Source organism: Nostoc sp. UHCC 0252, assembly GCF_034931145.1.
In the GTDB taxonomy this organism is placed as follows: Bacteria; Cyanobacteriota; Cyanobacteriia; order Cyanobacteriales; family Nostocaceae; genus Nostoc.
In genome coordinates, this window is the sequence record NZ_JAYGHE010000003.1 from 44,219 (window position 1) to 65,306 (window position 21,088).

General features: G+C 40.5%; 22 protein-coding genes. 17 read left to right on the top strand and 5 right to left on the bottom strand.

The genetic code is table 11. From position 1 onward, the window contains the following. The first annotated feature begins 113 nt into the window (after window positions 1-113). From VB732_RS02380 to VB732_RS02400, 5 genes are all read left to right on the top strand, one after another. Complete coding sequence (locus VB732_RS02380) at window positions 114-605, top strand: hypothetical protein (protein ID WP_323229399.1); 492 nt, start codon at window positions 114-116, stop codon at window positions 603-605. Between the two features lie 124 nt (window positions 606-729). Next, entirely contained in the window at window positions 730-936 is a 207-nt protein-coding gene (locus tag VB732_RS02385) for a hypothetical protein (protein ID WP_012407131.1), read from the top strand. Window positions 937-1,159: 223 nt separating this feature from the next. Continuing rightward, a complete protein-coding gene (locus VB732_RS02390; protein ID WP_323229209.1) occupies window positions 1,160-2,401 on the top strand; it encodes a GNAT family N-acetyltransferase in 1,242 nt (413 codons plus the stop codon). After that, window positions 2,398-2,874 carry a Holliday junction resolvase RuvX gene (gene ruvX, locus VB732_RS02395; RefSeq protein WP_323229210.1) on the top strand — a complete coding sequence of 159 codons (477 nt, stop codon included), beginning with the start codon at window positions 2,398-2,400 and terminating at the stop codon, window positions 2,872-2,874. The genes VB732_RS02390 and ruvX overlap by 4 nt, the downstream gene beginning before the upstream one ends. Before the next feature lie 141 nt (window positions 2,875-3,015). Then, on the top strand, window positions 3,016-3,588 hold the full coding sequence (locus VB732_RS02400) for a DUF3727 domain-containing protein (RefSeq protein WP_323229211.1): 573 nt from the start codon (window positions 3,016-3,018) through the stop codon (window positions 3,586-3,588). Between the two features lie 241 nt (window positions 3,589-3,829). Here VB732_RS02400 and VB732_RS02405 read toward each other — a convergent pair whose 3' ends face one another. Next, the gene (locus tag VB732_RS02405) at window positions 3,830-4,630 is read right to left on the bottom strand and encodes an RMD1 family protein (RefSeq protein WP_323229212.1); all 801 of its coding nucleotides are present in this window, start codon (window positions 4,628-4,630) and stop codon (window positions 3,830-3,832) included. Between the two features lie 592 nt (window positions 4,631-5,222). Here VB732_RS02405 and VB732_RS02410 point away from each other — a divergent pair. From VB732_RS02410 to VB732_RS02420, 3 genes are all read left to right on the top strand, one after another. Beyond that, the gene (locus VB732_RS02410) at window positions 5,223-5,762 is read left to right on the top strand and encodes a YqeG family HAD IIIA-type phosphatase (RefSeq protein WP_323229213.1); all 540 of its coding nucleotides are present in this window, start codon (window positions 5,223-5,225) and stop codon (window positions 5,760-5,762) included. A 287-nt stretch (window positions 5,763-6,049) separates the two neighbouring features. After that, window positions 6,050-7,153, top strand: a complete 1,104-nt coding sequence (gene proB / locus VB732_RS02415) for a glutamate 5-kinase (protein ID WP_323229214.1) — start codon at window positions 6,050-6,052, stop codon at window positions 7,151-7,153. Window positions 7,154-7,205: 52 nt separating this feature from the next. Continuing rightward, window positions 7,206-7,796, top strand: a complete 591-nt coding sequence (locus VB732_RS02420) for a Uma2 family endonuclease (protein ID WP_323229215.1) — start codon at window positions 7,206-7,208, stop codon at window positions 7,794-7,796. 45 nt (window positions 7,797-7,841) lie between these two features. Here the strand turns inward: VB732_RS02420 and VB732_RS02425 are convergent, their stop codons facing one another. Continuing rightward, on the bottom strand, window positions 7,842-8,099 hold the full coding sequence (locus tag VB732_RS02425) for a hypothetical protein (protein WP_323229216.1): 258 nt from the start codon (window positions 8,097-8,099) through the stop codon (window positions 7,842-7,844). Window positions 8,100-8,295: 196 nt separating this feature from the next. Between VB732_RS02425 and VB732_RS02430 the strand changes: the two genes are divergently transcribed. Beyond that, window positions 8,296-8,529 (top strand): hypothetical protein, encoded by a 234-nt coding sequence (locus VB732_RS02430; protein ID WP_323229217.1) that lies wholly within the window; start codon window positions 8,296-8,298, stop codon window positions 8,527-8,529. A gap of 11 nt (window positions 8,530-8,540) precedes the next feature. Here VB732_RS02430 and VB732_RS02435 read toward each other — a convergent pair whose 3' ends face one another. Further along, window positions 8,541-9,293, bottom strand: a complete 753-nt coding sequence (locus VB732_RS02435; RefSeq protein WP_323229400.1) for a Mut7-C RNAse domain-containing protein — start codon at window positions 9,291-9,293, stop codon at window positions 8,541-8,543. A 1,049-nt stretch (window positions 9,294-10,342) separates the two neighbouring features. On the opposite strand from VB732_RS02435, the gene VB732_RS02440 reads away from it, so the two are divergent. Beyond that, entirely contained in the window at window positions 10,343-11,320 is a 978-nt protein-coding gene (locus VB732_RS02440) for a sucrase ferredoxin (RefSeq protein WP_323229218.1), read from the top strand. 135 nt (window positions 11,321-11,455) lie between these two features. Here VB732_RS02440 and VB732_RS02445 read toward each other — a convergent pair whose 3' ends face one another. Next, complete coding sequence (locus VB732_RS02445) at window positions 11,456-13,051, bottom strand: helix-turn-helix domain-containing protein (RefSeq protein ID WP_323229219.1); 1,596 nt, start codon at window positions 13,049-13,051, stop codon at window positions 11,456-11,458. 1,401 nt (window positions 13,052-14,452) lie between these two features. Here VB732_RS02445 and fdxB point away from each other — a divergent pair. The 5 genes from fdxB to VB732_RS02470 all read left to right on the top strand — a co-directional run bounded on the left by fdxB (window position 14,453) and on the right by VB732_RS02470 (window position 19,460). Further along, entirely contained in the window at window positions 14,453-14,746 is a 294-nt protein-coding gene (gene fdxB / locus VB732_RS02450; protein ID WP_190730863.1) for a ferredoxin III, nif-specific, read from the top strand. A gap of 561 nt (window positions 14,747-15,307) precedes the next feature. Beyond that, on the top strand, window positions 15,308-16,297 hold the full coding sequence (locus VB732_RS02455) for a cytochrome c oxidase subunit II (RefSeq protein ID WP_323229221.1): 990 nt from the start codon (window positions 15,308-15,310) through the stop codon (window positions 16,295-16,297). Between the two features lie 154 nt (window positions 16,298-16,451). Continuing rightward, complete coding sequence (gene ctaD / locus VB732_RS02460) at window positions 16,452-18,140, top strand: cytochrome c oxidase subunit I (protein WP_323229222.1); 1,689 nt, start codon at window positions 16,452-16,454, stop codon at window positions 18,138-18,140. A 160-nt stretch (window positions 18,141-18,300) separates the two neighbouring features. Continuing rightward, window positions 18,301-18,888 (top strand): heme-copper oxidase subunit III, encoded by a 588-nt coding sequence (locus VB732_RS02465; protein ID WP_323229223.1) that lies wholly within the window; start codon window positions 18,301-18,303, stop codon window positions 18,886-18,888. Window positions 18,889-18,974: 86 nt separating this feature from the next. Next, window positions 18,975-19,460, top strand: coding sequence for a hypothetical protein (locus tag VB732_RS02470; RefSeq protein WP_323229224.1), 486 nt, complete (start codon window positions 18,975-18,977; stop codon window positions 19,458-19,460). Here VB732_RS02470 and VB732_RS02475 read toward each other — a convergent pair. Beyond that, a complete protein-coding gene (locus VB732_RS02475; RefSeq protein ID WP_323229225.1) occupies window positions 19,457-19,624 on the bottom strand; it encodes a hypothetical protein in 168 nt (55 codons plus the stop codon). The two genes, VB732_RS02470 and VB732_RS02475, sit on opposite strands and share 4 nt — an antisense overlap. 36 nt (window positions 19,625-19,660) lie before the next feature. Between VB732_RS02475 and VB732_RS02480 the strand changes: the two genes are divergently transcribed. Both VB732_RS02480 and VB732_RS02485 read left to right on the top strand, forming a co-directional pair. Beyond that, window positions 19,661-20,272, top strand: a complete 612-nt coding sequence (locus tag VB732_RS02480; protein WP_323229227.1) for a cupin — start codon at window positions 19,661-19,663, stop codon at window positions 20,270-20,272. Window positions 20,273-20,328: 56 nt separating this feature from the next. Beyond that, window positions 20,329-20,814, top strand: coding sequence for an ArsC/Spx/MgsR family protein (locus VB732_RS02485; protein ID WP_323229228.1), 486 nt, complete (start codon window positions 20,329-20,331; stop codon window positions 20,812-20,814). Window positions 20,815-21,088: the final 274 nt, after the last annotated feature.

Genomic DNA, 21,088 nt, shown 5'->3' on the forward strand with positions numbered 1-21,088 from the left:
GAGGATGAGGGAGACAAGGGGACAAAGACAATAACCGATGCCCAATGACAAATGACAAATGACAAATGACAAATGACAAATAACTAATGACTAATTGGTGTGAGGAGTCGATTATGAAGTATATTCCATATTTGGTTTCAGTTTTGGGGGCTAGCTTGGTCTTGAGTCTGGCGACTACTAAACCAGCACAAGCTCAAGTAGCTTATGGCAGTTATATAGGTATAGGCCCCACTGTTGGTTTTACTGACGGTATCCAATTTGGGGGAGTAATAGCTGGGCGCTACAAGCTTTTGGAAGCACCGCTTTCACTGCGGGCCCAAGTGTTAATTGGTAGTAATACGGCAATTGTACCAACGGTTTCTTACGATTTTCCCCTTAACTGGCAAGCTGATGCGTACCTGGGTGCTGGGTTAGTGTTGGCTGGTGGTGGTGGATCTTCTCCTGTGGGCGATAAAATCAGTTTTGCTTTACAACCGGGTATTGATTATATGATCCCAAATAGCAATACTGTGCTTTTTGGCAATGCCATCATTGCTTTTGATGCCTACCGTGATAGCGGTGGTACAGCTATCTCTGTACAAGGTGGTGTTGGTTTGAGATTTTAATGGGCACGCTATCTCTAAGAAGCGTTAAACTTCATTGCAAATTAAGAAGTTAGTCCAAGCAACATGATAATTTTTTGTCATGAAGAGAAACAGAATAGGATTAACACAGGAGAACACAGTGGCAATGGAATCAAATTTATTAACAGATGCGGGCGCAGATGAAGTGAATCAAGATTTCAGTGAATATGTCGCCAACCTGCAACTTCACATGACTCTGCAAGCTCGCAATCTTGTTCCATCCCTGAAACAAACACTGGTAGATAGTCGCCAGCAATTACTCCATCAAACCCAAGCCCACTTTGAAAAGCTAGTTTCTCGACAAGGGCTGTAAATATATACAAATTTTAATCAAAATTCCAATAAAATAAAGGCAGATGTTGTTGAGTTAATGCCAATGGTATGCTCATAATGTCTGCTTTTTCTGCTTTTTTTAAGTATTGAGTGACTAAAATCACCCTTTTGGCGCAATAGTAAAGGGCAAAAAGCAGTTAATATTATTGCAGCAGTTCCTTTAAAGAGCAGTTAGTTAAGGCTAAATAGCGGCTCGAATAAAAATGACTTCATTACTTCCCAGAAACCTCAGCGTTGTTATTCGACCAGTCCAATACCGGGATCTGGACGGAATTGAGCGCATAACTCAAGAGTCATTCGCAGCCCTTACTCCCCAAGGAGCAGGTTTTGCCATCAGCCAGATGCTCATGCTGCGTCGCTGGTATGGATTACTCAAGTTTTTGAGTTGGTTCCCTAACCCGCTTCAGTATCGCCTCTGTGCTTATGTCGCAGAGCAAGGGCGGATGCTTCTAGGAATGATTCAAGTGTCACCCTTTAACCGGACACGCAGCACTTGGCGCATCGATCAAGTGTTGTTAGAGCGTGGTATCGATAAACAAGGAACCGGTTCGCAACTTTTGCGCCATTGCTTTGAATCCATTTTGGAAGCTCGGACTTGGCTACTAGAAGTTAACATCAACGATATTGAGGCGCTGGCACTATATCGACAAAATGGATTCCAACGTCTGGCAGAAATGACATACTGGGAAATTGGGCCAGAATTACTCGCTGAATTGGCACAAGCAGAGCCAGATTTACCCAACCTTTTGCCAGTGAGTAATGCTGATGCTCAGTTGCTATATCAACTAGATACGGCATCTATGCCACCCCTGGTACGTCAGGTTTTTGACAGAAATACCCGCGACTTTAAAACCAGCTTGTTTGGCGCTTTAACTGATGCTGTGAAGCAATGGTTGACTAAAACAGAAGTAGTCAGTGGTTACGTATTTGAACCACAACGCAAAGCTGCGATCGGCTATTTTCAGGTGCAACTTGACCGAAAGGGCGAAGTTCCCCACGCGGCAACGTTGACGGTTCATCCTGCTTACACTTGGCTTTATCCAGAATTGTTATCTCAACTGGCTCGGATTGCCCAAGATTTTCCGCAGCAAGGTTTACAACTAGCTTCCTCTGACTATCAGGCAGAGCGAGAAGAGTATTTAGAGCGAATTGGAGCAAAACGGATAGAACATACATTAGTGATGTCTCGTTCTGTGTGGCACAAGTTACGGGAGTCTAAATTTGTCTCCCTAGAAGGTATTCAGTGGACTGATATGCTGCAAGGTTTACAACCAGCACGTAAACCTATACCAGGTGGAATGTCATGGATACAACCAGGAAAGCTGCCATCCTCAGATAAACCACTGCCAATCAAGTCAGAACCGATTAACTTTCCGGTAAAAAACCCTAGTACAGAAGCATCGCCGATTACGGAATCAGTAGATGCAGAGCAGGAGAATCAGTGATATCCCAGGAGCAGCCAAAACCGTTTATTTCAGCGTTGGGGCTAGATTTTGGTCGCAAGCGGATTGGTGTGGCTGGGTGCGATCGCACAGGTTTAATTGCCACTGGGATCACCACAATTGAGCGCACATCTTTTGAGGAGGATGTTGAGCAAATCCGGCAAATAGTTAATGAACGCGAGGTGCAAATCCTAGTTATGGGCTTACCTTATTCAATGGATGGCTCAATAGGATTTCAGGCGCGTCAAGTTCAAAAATTTACTACAAGACTTACTAAAGCGCTGAAACTGCCTGTGGAATATGTGGATGAGCGATTAACTTCATTTCAAGCAGAGCAACTGCTGATAGCTGAGAACCGCTCCCCGTCACGCCATAAAGGTTTGATTGACCGGAAGGCAGCCGCTCTAATCTTGCAACAATGGCTGGATGTTAAGCGTGCTAGTTCCCGTAGTTCAGTTACGGCTATTGAATATTGATACCTTTTAACATGATATTCTGAAAACGGTTAACCAGCAGTTGTATCTACGTGTAAAACTATTTCGTTGACACAATATGTCATTAAATAGTTAAGCGATTTCCAAACTTGCTGATATTTATTAAATTTTTACATTTCGGCTATGTTTTCCCCTCCATTTCCTGAAGAAAATGATAATGCTCATGCGGGTTCCATCACTTTAACCGATGATAAAGGGCGATCGCTCGACTGTTATGTAGAGCATTCCCTTGAGGTAGATGGACAAGAATACGTTTTACTTCTTCCTGTAGACTCACCTGTAGAGATTTTTTCTTGGGAAGGTGACGATGAGGAAGAAGAAGCAGTTCTGGTAGAAGACGACAACATCATTGAGCAAATTTTTGCCACTGCTCAAGCTGTACTATCTGAGCAGAATCTGGTATTGAAAAACACAGCTTATGCTTTGACGGTTGCAGGTGATTTACCGCCAGTTGAAGAATCAGAACTCTTCACCTTAGAAATTGAAGATGAAGAGGCAGATTTAGATCCAGAGCAATTACAGCTACTTGCTAGCTTCTATGATGAAGATCAGGAGTATGCAATTTATACACCCCTCGATCCTCTGTTGTTTTTTGCACGGATAACGAAAACAGGTGAACCTGAATTACTTTCTCCAGAAGAGTTTCGCCAAGTGCAACCTCTGTTAGAGGAACATCTTTTTAATGAAGTAGAATAAAATTCAAAATTCAAAATGTTACATTTTCATTTTGAATTTTCATTTTAATCAAAATTTACTTAAACCTTTTGCCATATCCTGTTAAATGTGGAATCAGTGAAACATTGATATCAAAACTGGGATAATTGGTGTTGTTTAAGAGCCTAAAAAAAGCATAGAATTTTGCAGTGTTGGCTGCGATCGTCCGACTCAGGGCTGCTGCTCAAAAAAGCAGTAATTCTTACTGTCTCCAAATTGAGCGTTAGCCTTTGAAAATGATGTCGTACAGTGATAGCAGAATCTCCACCACAATCAAAATCACCACATACCACTCTACTCGCTGGCTACTGCTATGCTGCATGAACTCTAGCACTGTTTGGGCAGTTTGGGTAATTAGCTCTAGTTTACGTTCCAGAGCATTGTGACGCTCACGGATTTCGTATTCATCTTCCAAGCGAAGATATAAGTTTTCTAGCTGTGGGGATTCCCAAAGCAATTCCGGCTTATCAATAATCTCTACTCGACCCACAATTTTATGTTGAACTAACAGTGTAGTCCCAAGTTGACGCAGTAATTCCCTACTTTGCTTTCTTCCTCTGTTTTCACGCTGGAGACTAGCTGCAAATGGTTCTATTTGATCGAATACACTTGCTAAACTAGTTTCATAATGAGACAACACAACGCTTTTAGCGAGGATATCAGCCACTATTTGCAAGCGTTCTACACTAAATTCATGTAACAAAATTTTTCCTTCTTTAACTCTCTCACTTTCTGCAATGTTGAGATGAACTTCTACCTCTTCTGTTTCCGGCTCGGCAAAAGAGTCACTAACTTGAGAGGATAGTTTGGTCAAGAAGTCTACCTTTTGTGCAGGCTGAAGATTAAACAGAACGACTGCACCATAGTCCAGCAGTACCGCACAGCCGTGTTCACCGACTGTAACCATTACTGGCATAGTCGCCAAGCAAATGTAATTCTCCAAAGTCTTTAAGTTAATATCTTCACCAAGAAATAGGGCCTGCGCTCTAAATCTATCTCTGTCATTAAAAAGGAGTTTTTGCATTGTCGCTCTATACTATATTCTGTCTGCTGATCTCCGAGAGTAGCATTGAAGAAGGAGTCAGAAGTCAGAAGTCAGAATTATATTCGATAAATTTATTTTAATCTTTTTCCTGAATACTAACACATTTTGGCTATTTATAGAAATTCTATCTTAATATTAAATATTGCTATTTTCCCGTTTCCAACATAACGAATCTCAAGCGCTGCTAGGTTAATAACGAATTGACATTTAACGGTAATGTTGGCAGTAAAGCTGTTTAATAAACAGGTAGTAAATGAAATTATGAAAATTTATGATCCAGTGGAAAAGGGGAATTTTTGTAAGTTTTTGAAATTGAATTTTAATAATTATAGTACTCCTATTTGATTGTTGAACAAAATTCCGTACCTTTTATTCCTTCTTCCCTGTTCACTGACTACGCAAGTAATTTAAAAAATCAAATCGGATTGCTATATTACATCCAACAGATAGATAAAATTTTAGGTATTTTATCTCAAAATGTTCAGGGAGATATTCCAAGATGGAGTTAGACTAACTAAACTATATTGGGTTATGCTCATTTGTCTGAGCTATTTAAATTTGACTGGTGACTATGGCCTGGAACAACCTTTTGCAACCTGACTTGATTTTAGAAGGTTCCGTGTTGAATCTAACACCAGATATTATCCAAAAATACGGGCTTAAGGGGCTGGTGTTGGATGTAGACGAAACCTTAGTACCCTTTACAGTCGGGATGGCTTCCCCAGAACTACGAGAGTGGGTGGAGCAAATTCGCACCTGTACTGCATTGTGTTTGGTGAGTAACAACTTGAGTGAAGCGCGAATTGGTGGAATTGCGCGATCGCTCAACTTGCCTTACTATTTGGGTGCAGCCAAGCCTTCCCGACGTAAAATTAGGGCAGCAGTCAGGGCAATGGATTTACCAGTACATCAAGTGGGAATGGTAGGCGATCGCTTATTTACCGATGTCATAGCAGGTAATCGCCTGGGGATGTTTACCATTTTAGTTGAACCGATTGTCCATGCAGACGCAGCCCTGCGCTCTCATCCCGTCCGCAACTTTGAAGTTTGGATATCTGAAATCTTAGGAGCCTCTATTACCCCTAAGAAAAGTAAGATTCATAAAAGTTAAGAAATCGTCAGGAAAGTAAATCTAAAGAAATGCTTAAGGAATCTTACTGGAAGCAAGAAATCGGGGATCATAAGTATTAATAACATGGGGTCAGCCAAAAAAGACCCTAACTCATACTAAGTAAATATACTCCCGTAAAGCGTCAACCTTCACTATAGAGGGATTGGCGCTTTACAATTTCTTTAGTCATTTGTCCTTTGTCATTTGTCCGTTGTCATTCGTTAGTTACTAATGACCGATGACTAATGACCAATGACTATTGACCAATGACTAATGACCAATGACTAATGACTAAAACAATTGTTGTCAAAATCGGTACTTCTAGCCTTACTCAACCAGAAACGGGACAATTAGCACTTTCTACCATCGCTACCTTGGCGGAGACACTTTGCCATTTGAGAAGCCAGGGACACCGGGTAATTTTGGTTTCTTCTGGCGCTGTGGGCGTGGGTTGTGCGCGGTTGGGCTTAACTGAACGTCCGAAAGCGATCGCACTAAAACAAGCTGTAGCAGCAGTTGGACAAGGTAGGTTAATCCGTATCTACGATGATTTTTTTACTACACTGCAACAAGCGATCGCTCAAGTATTACTTACTCGTAGTGACTTAGTACAGCGCAGCCGTTATCTCAACGCCTACAATACTTTTCAGGAATTACTGGGACTGGGAGTGATCCCCATAGTTAATGAAAATGATACCGTAGCAATAGACGAACTTAAATTTGGTGATAATGATACCCTTTCGGCATTGGTCGCCAGCTTAGTAGAAGCAGATTGGCTATTTTTGCTTACCGATGTCGATAGACTATACTCAGCCGATCCCCGTTCCGTGCCAGATGCGCGACCGATCGCTTTAGTTAGTAGCATTAAAGAATTAGCTCAATTACAAATAGGTTCCCAAGGTTCTCGGTGGGGTACTGGTGGAATGGTGACAAAGATTTCGGCGGCCAGAATTGCGATCGCGGCGGGAGTGCGGACTGTAATTACTCAAGGGCGATTTCCCCAGAATATAGAAAAAATTATCCAAGGTGAACTGATTGGGACGCATTTTGAACCCCAACCTGAACCAACTTCGGCGCGTAAACGTTGGATAGCTTACGGACTTTTACCTGCGGGTAAATTGTATTTAGATGAAGGTGCGATCGCGGCAATCTCTCTAGGCGGAAAATCGTTATTAGCTGCTGGAATTAAGCTAGTAGAAGGAGAATTTGACACGCAAGATGCAGTGCAATTGTGTGACAGCAACGGTAACGAAATTGCTAGAGGACTTGTAAATTACAACAGCAATGATCTACAAAAGATTCGCGGCTGTCATTCACGAGAAATTCCCACAATTTTAGGATATGCGGGTGTGGAAACAGTCATTCATCGGGATAATTTGGTTTTGATTTAGGATGGAAATAAGATAAATTTCGTAAGTACTAACTGCGAGAGTGAAAAATATTATGACTCAAACGTTAGAAAATGCTGTTAACTTCCCAGAAGAACAACACTTCTTCAAACGTGGATTAAGTTGGGAACAGTTTAAAGCAATTCAAGCTAGCTTTGAAAATATACCAGGGGTGCGGTTGTTTTATTGTGAGGGAATTTTAGAAATTGTGAGTATTAGCAAGCCTCATGAGGCAATTAAATGTTTAATTGGTTTGCTCTTGGGGCAGTATTTTGTGGAACAGGGCATTGAATTTTTTCCCAGTGGGAGTTTTAGCCAGGTTATTCCTGAGATAGTAGAATATCAAGCAGATTTATCTTATTGCTTTGGAACGGACAAACCTGTACCAGATTTGTGCATTGAAGTAGTGATTACTAGCGGTAGTCCCATCAAGTTACAGAAGTACAAATTAATGGGAGTTCCAGAAGTTTGGTTTTGGGAAGACGGCACAGTTGAAGTCTACTGCTTACGGGAACAAGAATATGAGAAAGTTGTTAAAAGTGAGCTATTAGCAGAATTAGATTTATCCCTGCTCAATCGTTGTCTTTTGTTATCGTCTCCTTTGGAAGCTATTAGAGAGTTTCGCCAGGGTATTCAGCAGAAATAGTAGCTTGAAATAAGAAAAAATATTTTAACGAACAGAATTCAGGAGTCAGGAGCCAGAATTCAGAATTGAATTCTGTGCGAGTGGCGGATGAATAAACGGCGTTTTTGCTCCCCCACTAAATCGGAGATTTAGTGGTGCAAGAATCGAGTGGTGGGTCTGAATCCCCCACTCATTCATTCTGACTCCTGAATTCTGACTTCTGAATTCTTCTTCAATATCGCTCAGAATGTTAATTTCTACACGAGACTCATAAATCGCAGCAGGTTTTGTGTATTCTAGCAGTGAGTAAATGAGCGATCGCATAATTTCCAAGCCAGTACTAGCATTTGTTTACTAACGCTGCTGCTAGTTTAGTTTCGCCAAAATCGAGAGTTAAAATTAATGTCATAGTTTTTTCTGCTTCTTATACATCATTATCATACGTAGTTTCATTCTCAAGAAAGATGTTTGAAAGCAAAATAAATTCAACACTAAAGAAAACTACGTTATTTAGCAACTTATGACTACCGAGCAACCAAAACCACTAATTGATTTGTCTCACGCCAAAGAACCTCCTCGCTCTATCAATCTCGATCAGGGTAATGAGGCGGCTCCCCTTGAGCCGGAAGAAGTTAGCGGACAGATCGAGGATGATCCCATTAAGAATGCTTTTGAAGGCGAAGAGGGAAGCCCAGAGCATGTAGGTGATTTTGCTAACACTCCCGTTGCAAGCAGCTTGCAATTGGACTTATAAATATTATTGCTTTACTCACCTGTTCTTAATTCAAGTACCCCATCAATAAATTGTTGCAATCGTTCATAATGCGAACCTTTCCAATAAATGCGATCGCAGTCTTGGCAACGCTGGAATACATCAATCTGCGATCGCACCTTTTCTGGTACTTGTTCAATAATGGATTGTTTATCTACAGATTCTAATAATCCATTGCACCGCAAACACCGTTTAAATGGTGCAATCAATTTAAATAAGTCGAAGCGGTGCAGTACTTCTACGATTTGTTGTTGAGGGTTAGTATTTCTAACATAATACCCATGCGTTACCAAACTACGCATTAATAGACCCTTATCACGAGTCAACAGAATCCGCCCTTGACTAGAGGATATTTGGGCTAATTTCTCATCCTCGTAGTCATTGCGGTATAAAGTATCAAAACCTAAAAGTCGTAGAGATGTCGCAAGCTTCCCCAAATGGATATCTACAACAAAACGAATAGTACTAAGCGGTGTTGGCAAAACAGAAATGCTTGGTATAATAACATCCCTAGCTGAAATTGGATAAACGTTGATAGTATCGCCATCCGAAACTATGTAAGAAAAATTTACATATTCACCATTAACATTTATAAAATCAATTTCTGGATGAGGGACACCTAATGACTCGATCATGTCCTTAATTGAGGCTTTCTCCTCAAAAAAATGAGGGATTTTCACCTGCTTGTGATGCCGTGGTAAAAAATGATTCAATTCTGCATGGAAGTAGAAATATGCGATCGCCATAGACACAGATATTCGGATTACCCTACTGGCAACAATTTGTCACAATTGCGAAATTTTATCTATTGTATTGAAAGAATCAATGCTTCCTCAAGGGAGCTATCTCCACTATAAAATGCCCATTTACCTTGATTTAGTCAACTATCCAGAGGCAACAAACGAGGATAAAATTACAAAGATTCTCAAATACTTGCATTTATTATTGAGTTCAGTTACAGTCAAAGTAGAGGAATATAATCAAACCCTGACATACGTTTCAGGAAGTTAGATTAAATAAAAGGGTAAATAACAGGTTCGTTAATGTTGATGTCAGTGACGCAGGCAATAATTAGTCACTAACTTTGAACATTAAGTTTTAGTGCATAAAATACAGAACATTAAAGCATTTATCCCTAGTTTAATTGTTTTTATTTTTCCAGTTTAATTGAGAATAATTTGCAATATGTATAAATGGATAGAGCAAAAAGACTTATAAACTTGTATTGACTGCTTCCACATCTATCTTTAGGAATATGTTTCTTACAAGAAAAACAAAAAATTATATTTTTATATGTAAAAACAGGATGGGTAACTAGCTATGTAAATCACTTCACCAAAACTTTAAATAAGTATCTTGCTGCTAGCAATATTTTAAATTGTAGTATCAGCTACATTGATATTATCAGCAAGTTAACCCTTAGTAACTTTCAAAGTAGCTTTGTGCCTATATATAAGGGTTAATATATTTGATTTTACCAAAGAAAGCAAGTTCAGAAAAGTTGAGTTTCAGCAAATGAAAATTTATAAAATACCAAATAACAATAAAACTAGATACAAAATTAACGTCGCTCATACGGAAAAATCTATCTTGACACTATTTATCTTTATTGTGGAGAATTTATTAACCGGAAATACCTCGATCAATAATGATGTTATAAAGTGGCTACCTAGTTTTAACTGGGAAATGAATATTGTTCTTTTTTATCTCCTTTAGCCAAGGATATTGTAGCTAAGAACACAAATGTATTTTGTAATACCTTTTGTCCAAAAAATACGCTAATGAGTACAGCGAGATGAATACTTTTTTTTGTTCTGATGAGTCACGGCAAGTAGGAGAAGATGTTATTGGTAGCGCCACTAATTATCAAACTTATATTTTAGTTGAGTGTCCTTTACCTTGGACATCAGAAGCCTTTAATTCCAAATGGGTTCCCCAGAACTTGAGGGTTTTGGTAGAGGAAGTGAAGCGTGCTAAACTACCGATTAGATTTCTTTTAATTGCTAATGATGTCTCACACAAAGTAAATCACACTACGCTGTTGATTTATCAAAAGAAAGAGAGACTAAGTAATGGATACCATAAGCAAGAGTTTAAGCTAGAAAATATTGAGCAAGTAGCAGCAGTTGTGCAAAAATGGTTATGGGGTATTAGTTCCAATTCCGAGGTAGAAACTAGTGCAATTAGAGATATTTTAGTTTGTACCCACGGTAGTCATGATAAGTGCTGTGCGAGATATGGCGCTCCTTTTTACTTCCATGTTACAGCTAGTAATGCTGATTTCTGCTTGGATAATGTGCGAATTTGGAAATCATCGCACTTTGGTGGACATCGGTTTGCACCAACAATCATAGATTTGCCGGAAGGAAGATACTATGGTCGTCTCGATCAAGATTCATTTAAATCGATTTTGACTAGAACTGGCGATATTCAATGCTTACATAAAGTTTATCGGGGCTGGGGAATTCTGCCTGCTGCACTTCAAATTTTGGAAAGAGAACTAATGCTTGATAACGGATGGGATTGGTTTAATTACAAAGTTGCAGGCAAAATTTTGGAGCAAAGTTTAGATAATAATACTATCCTAGCTGAATTGAGTTTTGAACAGCCTTCTGGTTCTCTCTACACTTACCAGGCGAAACTCGTAAAAGATGAAACAAGGACTCAACAATTGAAGAGTTCATGCAATGCCACACAAGAGTTGACAGTTACTAAATATGCTGTAGGTAGCCTTTGGCTTACTTCTAATAAGGTGATGAGTTATAGTACATAGAAATGATTTTTAACGCAAAGGGGCGCAAAGGGAAGCGCAAAGTAACGCAGAGGATTGCTAAAAATCGTAATAAAACCTCTGTGTACCTCTGCACTTTCCCCTGCGTCCCTTTGCGTTTAAATTCTTAATCCTCAATCAAGATGAAGCCATATTTAAAACTTTCCTTAGCAGAATTTGGTCTTCTAATTTGGCTTTTAAACGACCATTTTCGATATCTCGAATCCAGCTTTGGCTTTTACCTGTAAGTTTTGCCAATTCTCTTTGGGAGAGATTCAAATTTTTTCGCGCCTGCAAAATCTGTTCGCCCAGTAAATCATTTGTAGCTTTGGGCTTCCTTTTGGCTTTAGCAGTTCTTGTTTTCTTTTTTTCTGATTCTGATATTTGCTGTTCCCATTCTGGTGGGAGTTCAAAAGCGAGAATCCGCGCATTCATTAAGAGATTCCACTTACCACGGGGGCCTGTGTCTGTGAGGCGAGTTTCAGCACCACCGTCGTTAGTCCAAAATTCTAATGCTTCATCTGGATCTTCGGGAAGATCGATTAACTTCGCCCACAAAGGTTGAATTTCTGGTGGGTAAGTAACTGGATCAAAAAGTGGCTTCATTCCATAGTGATTGAGAATTTCCAAATCGCTTTCAAAGGTTCGCAGCAGACGTTTGCGTTCTTCCCGTTGTCTGGATGCAAGGGCAACTTTTTCTTCACCGTAAGCAATCCGCAGCAAGGTAGGAATGGTGATGCGTTGTTCTTTGCCCATTTTGGTTTTAAACAGCAACCACAACATTAATCGGACTGCGCCTTCATGTTGCTGCCAAATGCTCATAACTGTGGTTAGTAGTGTTTTAGGGAGACTACCGTATTGATAGAATGCAGTTCGCTCTTTACATGCTTGTTTGTTTAAGAAATATTGCGCCCATAAGCCTGCTTTGATTTTAAAAGTTAGCCCAATCAGATATTTGCATCCAAGATTGTCTTCTTGAAAATGGTGCTGAATATCTACTAAGTGCCATAAACGGCTGTTTGTAACAGAGAATCCGTTAATTCGACCTTGTTGGGGCCAATCAATGGAGATAATTAGGGAGCAAGCTTGCTGAACAAGATTTTTCATTAAAGCTAGCTTGGCAGCTTTGCTTAAATCTTTGCGTTTCTCCATCCCCAAATATTTCTCGATTTGGCGCTCATCGATCGCAAATTCTTGTTCCCAAGGTTGATCTAAAGCTGTAGCATAAGCTGCAAAAATCAGATGTATGCAAGCGGCTCTGATATCAAGCGCCTCAATTGCTGCTATATCTGTGGCCTTGTCGTTAACTTTGAATGGATCTTGGATGTGAAAGGCGATCGCACCCTTACCTTGATTGACTTGTCGGCTGTAACATAGATACCCGTCTTCATCGGTTTCCCAATGTAGCGATGTGCGTTGCCCTAGTACATTACAAGCTTCCCAAATTGCGATCGCTGAAGCAAATGGATTATTCTTGCCGTTAGAAAACAAGTCTAAACTGGTAGAATCTCTCGGTTCCACTTTGCATCTCCCCTTTTTAGACTGCCAAGGAATGGGAGACTTAGTTGGACAAGCTATTACACATTGTGGTTCTGAATAATAGCCTTCACAATTATTACAAAGACCAGGATCAACCCAATATTCATTGTCCTCTATTCTGATTGCACCCGTAGGACATTGGGGGCGGCAGTTGTCACATCCAACGCAACTGTTGTTAGGAATTGTATAAGGCATAAGGCTCTTTTCCCACTCTAATCGTTGAGATGTCTGTCTCAGGTCTCCCCTGGATGAGTCCTGTCTATCAAACAGAATTCAGGAGTCAGAATTCAGAATTCAGAAAGGGCTAAACCTTAGCTATCCGCTAACAGAATTAATTCTGTATGACACAAAGATCGGCTCAGTGCATCGCTGGCAGATAAATAAATAGGTTTAAGACCCCCACAAAATTGTTGATTTTATGGTCTGATTCTGACTCCGGGATTCTGACTTCTGGATTCTTCATTTATGACTCGCTACCACATAACCTTTCTGGCGAGAAAAATTATTCTCACCATATTCACTCCCCACATCCATATTTTGACTTTGCATCCAATCGGAAGCTATTTAAGGCTTTTAAACCGAGCCGGACAAAACTTATTTATTAACTATACATTTCATGAAAAAAATGATTAATTTGTTCGTACCGAGCTTAGAAAGATATCTTAATATTCATTTAATTAGGTATTGGATGAGCATTTGAACTTTAAGCATAAAGTGTTTTGAGAACATATTTAAGGCTGATACGATTGGATTTCATCTGCTTTATTAATAATTTTAATATTTAAGACACGATCGAATTCTGCCATAAAAATCACAGTTGCTTCATAAATTGATTATGTTTCCTTCATAAACCCATTATATTTATTTAAATGGAAAAACAATATTTATTTTGTCATCATTTATATAAATAGTTGAACCAAATTAAATTGCAAATTGTTGCCTTGCAAAATACATATTGCATATATCAAAATGTAATTAATGAGCATTTGTTTTTGTATATATGTATACTGTTTATCTAGATTTATTTCTTTAAAGCTAAAAGTATTTGAAAAATAATATCATCACTTTTATCAATATACTTGCATTTACATAAGGCTTTGCCGACGAGGGTAGATTTCAAAGCTGTAATTTATGCGTCTCCTTATATCTTGCACCAGGCGACTAGAAGTCGCGGCTACACGAGACAAAACCTGCCTCCGCAGGTTGAAAAGCCTTGGTTTTGTGTTAGTCCGCGCAGGCGGACTTCGTTTGTATAGCCGCGATTTCTAATCGCTAGGGCTAGGTGCAAGATGTGAGTCTCTCCTTTCTATGCCTTGCATGGGAGTGGCTGATTAGGGGTTAATGCTTGCAGTCAGAGACTCAATAAATGCCTTTCCATACGGATCGGAAGAACGAGATAATTTTAAGCATTAGCAATTATTGTTGGCAATAATTTGCATCTATTTGTAGTTTAAAAAGTGATTTATAATTGTGTTCAAAATCATCGATTTTTTATGATGTGAAAGTGAGTTTTGAATACAAAAAAAGAAAAGATTAGGATAATATGATGATTAATGCACAAACAGATTGACAGGCAAAAATGCCGAGGATTTATTCATGGCGCAACTAACAGGTTTGACATTTGGCGGTAAAGCTTGGACACCAAAATTTGCTCAAGAAATCGACAAAGATAAATGTATCGGCTGTGGCAGATGCGTTAAAGTATGCGGGTACAACGTGCTAGGTTTGAAAGCCCTCAATGAAGAAGGCGAATTTGTAGAAGATGAAGATGATGAAGAAATTGAACGGAAAGTAATGGCAGTTACTTCTCCAGAAAACTGTATTGGTTGTGAAGCGTGTTCACGGATTTGTCCGAAAAATTGCTACACCCATGTTGCATTAAACAATTAAAGTTTTTGAAGTTAGTCCAAATTGTTGTTAATTCAAGGAGGCACTGTTTGTAAAAAGTGCAAATGCGCTAGGCAAGGTAATTTGAGGGGAATACTAAGTATTTACTGTCACTATAGCGGTTCCCAACCTAGTGAGGTACGTTTTCAAAGCTACTAACCTTGGTAAACAAGATTTGGGTGTACCTCAGTAGACTAGGAAACGCTATAATAAATAGTTCACAGTAAACAAATCCGTAAATCGCAAAATGTTAGCTATTAACAAATTTAAACTTGCTGCTAATATAGCCTAATCAATATTAGGTCAACAGTGCCCTCTTGGAACAACGAGCTTTTTTGAAAGCAGGGGGCTAACTTTTTCATAGGAGTTGAAATATAATTTGTATTTTTTTGGGGGAAAGATATGGAAAAAATCTGGAAGTTTCCCCCATTTTTAATGGCTGCACGTTAGAAAGTTAATAAGTGAAAAGGGAATAGGGAATGGGGAATAGATAATAATGCTCAGTGCCTAATACCTAATACCAGAAAATCACACCTTTAAAGACTGTTTACACAGGTAGCATGTATGGAACAAGTTCCTGTTTCACTATGGACTCTGGTTGCTGGGATAGTAGTTACAGCAATCAGTATTTGGATTGGTCAGAATCACACTTTGATGCCAGTGCAAGCATCGTTACAAGCACCTTTGGTAGACGGTTTTTTCAACGTCATGTTTACCATTGCGATCGCACTCTTCTTAGTGGTAGAAGGAACAATTGTACTTTTCTTGATTCAGTTTCGTCGCCGTAAGGGTGACGATACCGATGGCGTGCGAGTGGAAGGTAACGTTCCCTTAGAAATCTTTTGGACAGCAATCCCAACAGTGATTGTCCTCTGCTTGGGCATCTACAGTGTAGATGTTTTTAACCGAATGGGCGGCTTTGAGCCTGCGGGTCATCCTCATTCAGCCGCTCATGTTGCTCATAAGTCGGGAACGGCTCTTGCAGCTACACTCAGCGATACCTCTGAAGCAACAACTGCTCCAGCGATCGCCCCAACAATCGGTATTGGCGCGTCTCCTCAAACCCTAAACAAACCAGCCGACTTAGTTGTTGATGTCAAAGGCATACAGTACGCCTGGATATTCAATTACCCCGATAGTGGCATTACGTCTGGGGAATTGCACATACCCGTCGGTGCTGATGTTCAACTCAACCTTTCAGCACAAGATGTAATTCATTCATTCTGGGTTCCAAACTTCCGCTTGAAGCAAGATGCGCTTCCCGGTATCCCTACCGAACTACGATTTGTTGCCACCAAACCAGGTACATATCCCGTAGTTTGTGCTGAGTTGTGCGGTGGTTATCACGGTTCAATGCGGACAGAGGTAATTGTCCACACGCCGGAAGAATATAAAAGCTGGCGGACAGAAAACCAGATTGCTCAACAGCAAAACCTCAATCAAGTCGTTGCAATTAATCCAGCCGACTTATCAACATCAGAGTTTCTCGCGCCCCACACCCATGATATGGGAATCAGTGCAGCAACTTTAGAGTCAATGGTCATTGGTCATTAGTCATTGGTCATTGGTCATTGGTCATGAGTCATTAGTCATTGGTCATTAGTTATTCGTAACGGACAGATGACAACGGACAAATGACAACGGACAAATGACAACGGACAAAGGACAAAGAACAAATGACAAATGACAACGGACAAAGGACAAAAATATGACGCAGGTAGAATTTCCACGGAATACTCCACCAGAAGGAAATAAACCGGAATTGGTGGCTGGCCACACCTCCCATCCGAAGGCGTGGAAATGGCAAGATTATTTTACATTTAATGTTGACCACAAGGTTATTGGTATTCAATACCTGGTGACGGCGTTTGTCTTCTATCTCATCGGCGGACTGATGGCGATCGCTCTGCGTGTGGAATTAGCAACACCAGAATCAGATGTACTTGACCCCAATTTGTATAACGCTTTCATGACCAATCACGGGACGATCATGATCTTCCTGTGGATTGTCCCTAGCGCCATTGGGGGATTTGGTAACTATTTAGTGCCGTTGATGGTCGGTGCTAGGGATATGGCGTTTCCGAAGCTAAACGCGATCGCCTTTTGGTTAAACCCACCAGCCGGATTATTGATATTAGGTAGTTTCATTTTTGGCGGTTCGCAATCTGGTTGGACAGCTTACCCACCTTTGAGTTTGGTGACAGCGCCAATTGCTCAAACTATGTGGATACTTGCGATCGTTTTGGTAGGAACTTCTTCAATTTTGGGTTCACTGAACTTTGTGATCACCATTTTGATGATGAAGGTTCCCAGCATGAAATGGGATCAAGTGCCCCTATTTTGCTGGGCAATCTTGGCAACCTCCATCCTGGCGCTTCTCTCCACACCTGTATTAGCAGCCGGTTTAGTTCTGCTGTTGTTCGACCTCAACTTTGGTACATCCTTCTTTAAACCAGATGCAGGCGGTAACGTTGTAATTTATCAACACTTATTCTGGTTTTATTCTCACCCAGCAGTATATTTAATGATTCTGCCCATCTTCGGCATCATGTCGGAGGTAATTCCGGTTCACGCCCGCAAGCCAATTTTTGGTTATAAAGCGATCGCTTATTCTAGTGTAGCTATCTGCGTTGTTGGTTTGTTCGTCTGGGTACACCATATGTTCACCAGTGGCACACCCGGTTGGATGCGGATGTTCTTCACTATCTCCACTCTTATAGTTGCAGTTCCCACTGGCGTGAAGATTTTTGCCTGGGTTGCTACCCTTTGGGGTGGTAAAATCCGCTTCACCGGTGCAATGCTTTTCGCCATTGGCTTGTTGTCCATGTTTGTCATGGGCGGCTTAAGTGGTGTGACGATGGGAACAGCGCCTTTTGATGTTCACGTCCATGACACATATTATGTTGTCGGACATTTCCATTACGTTCTGTTTGGCGGTTCCGTGTTTGGTATCTACGCCGGTATTTATCACTGGTTCCCCAAAATGACCGGACGAATGTTGAATGAAAGCTTAGGACGGATTCATTTTGCCCTCACCTTCATCGGCACAAATCTGACCTTTTTACCCATGCACGAGTTGGGTTTGAAGGGAATGCCCAGACGGGTGGCAATGTATGACCCCCAATTTATCGACCTCAATCAACTTTGTACCTTTGGTTCAATTGTTTTGGGGATATCGGTAATTCCTTTCGCCATCAACATGATCTACAGTTGGTTGAAAGGGCCTTTGGCTGGTGATAATCCTTGGCAAGCTTTGACTTTAGAATGGACAACTAGCTCACCACCTGCAATTGAAAACTGGGAAGTGTTGCCGGTTGTGACTCATGGGCCTTATGACTACGGTCATGGTCATAGTACTGAAGTACAGCCATCTGCAACACCGGAAGCTAGTGCTTAGTTTCGTCAATTCGTGGTGAATTGAGGGTTTAAGTTTAAACGCAAAGGGGCGCAGAGGAGCGCAAAGTTTGAATTGAGAGCTAGAAGTAAGACTCTGCGTACCTTTGCGTTTCCCTTTGCGTACCTTTGCGTTTAAAAAAGCTACGAACTTGGAAAAATCTATGACTATAGCTACAACACCGAGTACAGGACACGAAGAACATCCAGATTTAAGAGTTTGGGGGCTGTTGACGTTCCTCGCTTCTGAATCCCTGATGTTTGGGGGATTTTTTGCCACTTTCTTATTTTTCCGAGGTATTACACCAGTTTGGCCTCCAGAAGGGAGTGAAGTAGAACTACTTGTACCGACGATTAACACCATTATTCTGGTGTCTAGTAGTTTCGTCATTCACTTTGGTGATACGGCGATTAAGAAAAATAACGTTAAGGGAATGCAACTGTGGTACGCAATTACTGCAATCATGGGTGCAATTTTCTTGGCTGGTCAAGTTTATGAGTACTCAACATTGGGATACGGACTGACCACCAACGTCTTCGCCAACTGCTTTTATATCATGACTGGGTTCCACGGTTTGCACGTTTTTGTGGGACTGTTATTGATATTACGTGCATTATGGCGATCGCGTCTCCCTGGTGAATATTCTGCAACCAATCATACTTTCATCGAAATGACAGAAATTTACTGGCACTTCGTAGACATTATTTGGATTGTATTATTCACCTTGGTGTACGTTCTTACTTTGTTTTAACTTGGGCATTAGGCATTGGTAATTATTATTACTTTTTTACTATTGCCTATTGCCTATTCCCTATTGCCTACGCGCAAAAAATTATTATGCAACTTGATGCAAACAAATTCTCATGGTTCCAGGTTCCAGATGATATCAAAAACCTACTAATTTTAGCTGCACAAAATTGGGAAAATACATCAGAATCAGAGAAATATATTCAACAAGCTTTAGACAAAACTGGTGAAAATACAGATGTATTGGTAGCAGCATATAGATTTTTCTATTATAAAAATAATTATTCTCTTGCACTACAAACAACAGCCAAATTATTAGATAAAATTAAAGAACTAGAGAAATTTCCTGATGACTGGGAGCAACTTAAGCTTATATTAGTCAATCGCAAAGAAGACCCACAAATTCGATTGTACTTAAATGCTTACGCTGCTTCTGGATTAGTGCTAGCAAAGTTAGGAGAAATTGAGCAAGCCAAAGAGATCAGCACCAGAGTCAAACAGATAGACGAAAAGAATGATTTTGGTTCTGGGATTCTGCTGGATATTTTGACACGTCCAGCAGAAGAAGACGATTAATGAGTCAGCGATGAAAAATCAAGGTGAACGGTCATGAACAATTGGTTATCTACTAAATCGTATTCCCTATTAGGAGCGACTACTGATAGTAACTCTATCATCCCTCCTATTAACATACCTACTAAACTTCCTGTAGGTAACATTCCTAATATCTCACCGATCATTGTGATCCAATCTTCTCCGCTATCAATTTAAAAGTTATGAAAGGTAGGGATTTGCTGCTAACAGGGGACGGTCAGCATCAAGCCTGTAAATCTGTAAGATCGTGGGATTTGTTGAGAGAAAATTACCGCCTTTATCGGTTTTTAACTGAGGTGGAAGATGTTCTCAATAGCAGCGACAATGAAACCAATTGTCTGCCAGAAATTCGGATGCTTGTAAGGCGCTTGATTGTAAATTCCTACTGGGTGCAAAGTCAAAATTTAGAACCTTCACCCCAAACGGGAACCTCTGTTTTACTCCTGTATGATGAATTGGGTTTTCCGTTAACAGTGCAAACAGTAACATTTGCACCGGGAACCCGTTCAAACATTCATAATCATGGAACGTGGGGAATCGTGGCGGTGCTAAAAGGCCAAGAAAAAAATACTTTTTGGCGACGCACCAATAGCCCAGAATTTCAGGACAAGATTGAAGCAACGGGAGAGATAACTCTCTTCCCAGGAGACATTATTAGCTTTACTCCCGATGCAATTCACAGTGTAGAAGCAGTGGGTGATGAACCAACTGTGACTTTCAATATTTATGGCGAAACCGATCCAAATGAGAGGTTTGAGTTTGATTTGGTTAGCCATAAAGCTAGGAATTTTTAATTTCATCGGTTCGTAGTTGGCGCTTTAGCGCTAAAGAGTAATTAGGAGATAGTTGCATGGCAAAGGTAATTTTCTATAGCAAACCAGGCTGTAAAGGTGGAGTTAAGCAAAAAGTTTTGCTAACAGCTGCTGGTCATGAGGTGATACCACAGAACCTGCTAAAAGAAGCTTGGACAGCTGAACGGTTGCGTTCATTTTTTGGCGATCGCCCCGTAGTCGAATGGTTTAATCTTTCCGCCCCCAAGATAAAATCTGGTGAGGTGGTTCCTGAAAAAGTGGATGAACAAACCGCTTTGGCGCTGATGCTGAAAGAACCACTGTTAATTCGCCGTCCTTTGTTAGAAGTAGGCGATCGCCGCGAGGTAGGATTTGATGTCCAAAAGATTGATACTTGGATTGGGTTACAAGCTGTGGATGAATCCTTGCAAGAAATCAGCGACAAGCTTTTGAAGCAAGATTTGCAAAACTGTTCCCACGGTAAAGATCATAATCACGGTCAAGGTTCTCAACAACACCAAAAGCAAGGCAACTGTAAACATTAGTAACTGATATCTTGCACCAGGCGACTGGAAGTCGCGGCTACACAGGCAAAACCCGCCTGCGCGGGTTGAAAACCTTGATTTTGCATTAGTCCGCGTAGGCGGACTTTGTTTGTATAGCCGCGATTTCTAATCGCCAGGGCTAAGTGCAAGATATGAGGGAGGTAATCTATTAAAACTTGAGTTATTGAGTTTGAGATGTAACAATGCTCTCAAACTCAGTAGACAAGTTGGGAGTGAATTAGTATTTGTAACATCTCGTGAAATTATGCTGATT

Bases quoted from the DNA above. Each gene is read 5' to 3' on its own strand.
- VB732_RS02485 (WP_323229228.1), top strand. From the start codon at position 20,329: ATGGCAAAGGTAATTTTCTATAGCAAACCAGGCTGTAAAGGTGGAGTT.
- proB (WP_323229214.1), top strand. From the start codon at position 6,050: ATGACTAAAACAATTGTTGTCAAAATCGGTACTTCTAGCCTTACTCAA.
- VB732_RS02420 (WP_323229215.1), top strand. From the start codon at position 7,206: ATGACTCAAACGTTAGAAAATGCTGTTAACTTCCCAGAAGAACAACAC.
- VB732_RS02425 (WP_323229216.1), bottom strand. From the start codon at position 8,099: ATGCGATCGCTCATTTACTCACTGCTAGAATACACAAAACCTGCTGCG.
- VB732_RS02470 (WP_323229224.1), top strand. From the start codon at position 18,975: ATGCAACTTGATGCAAACAAATTCTCATGGTTCCAGGTTCCAGATGAT.
- fdxB (WP_190730863.1), top strand. From the start codon at position 14,453: ATGGCGCAACTAACAGGTTTGACATTTGGCGGTAAAGCTTGGACACCA.
- VB732_RS02445 (WP_323229219.1), bottom strand. From the start codon at position 13,051: ATGCCTTATACAATTCCTAACAACAGTTGCGTTGGATGTGACAACTGC.
- VB732_RS02400 (WP_323229211.1), top strand. From the start codon at position 3,016: ATGTTTTCCCCTCCATTTCCTGAAGAAAATGATAATGCTCATGCGGGT.
- VB732_RS02440 (WP_323229218.1), top strand. From the start codon at position 10,343: ATGAATACTTTTTTTTGTTCTGATGAGTCACGGCAAGTAGGAGAAGAT.
- VB732_RS02475 (WP_323229225.1), bottom strand. From the start codon at position 19,624: ATGATCGGTGAGATATTAGGAATGTTACCTACAGGAAGTTTAGTAGGT.
- VB732_RS02465 (WP_323229223.1), top strand. From the start codon at position 18,301: ATGACTATAGCTACAACACCGAGTACAGGACACGAAGAACATCCAGAT.
- VB732_RS02480 (WP_323229227.1), top strand. From the start codon at position 19,661: ATGAAAGGTAGGGATTTGCTGCTAACAGGGGACGGTCAGCATCAAGCC.
- VB732_RS02410 (WP_323229213.1), top strand. From the start codon at position 5,223: ATGGCCTGGAACAACCTTTTGCAACCTGACTTGATTTTAGAAGGTTCC.
- ctaD (WP_323229222.1), top strand. From the start codon at position 16,452: ATGACGCAGGTAGAATTTCCACGGAATACTCCACCAGAAGGAAATAAA.
- VB732_RS02405 (WP_323229212.1), bottom strand. From the start codon at position 4,630: ATGCAAAAACTCCTTTTTAATGACAGAGATAGATTTAGAGCGCAGGCC.
- VB732_RS02380 (WP_323229399.1), top strand. From the start codon at position 114: ATGAAGTATATTCCATATTTGGTTTCAGTTTTGGGGGCTAGCTTGGTC.
- VB732_RS02385 (WP_012407131.1), top strand. From the start codon at position 730: ATGGAATCAAATTTATTAACAGATGCGGGCGCAGATGAAGTGAATCAA.
- VB732_RS02430 (WP_323229217.1), top strand. From the start codon at position 8,296: ATGACTACCGAGCAACCAAAACCACTAATTGATTTGTCTCACGCCAAA.
- VB732_RS02435 (WP_323229400.1), bottom strand. From the start codon at position 9,293: ATGGCGATCGCATATTTCTACTTCCATGCAGAATTGAATCATTTTTTA.
- VB732_RS02390 (WP_323229209.1), top strand. From the start codon at position 1,160: ATGACTTCATTACTTCCCAGAAACCTCAGCGTTGTTATTCGACCAGTC.
- VB732_RS02455 (WP_323229221.1), top strand. From the start codon at position 15,308: ATGGAACAAGTTCCTGTTTCACTATGGACTCTGGTTGCTGGGATAGTA.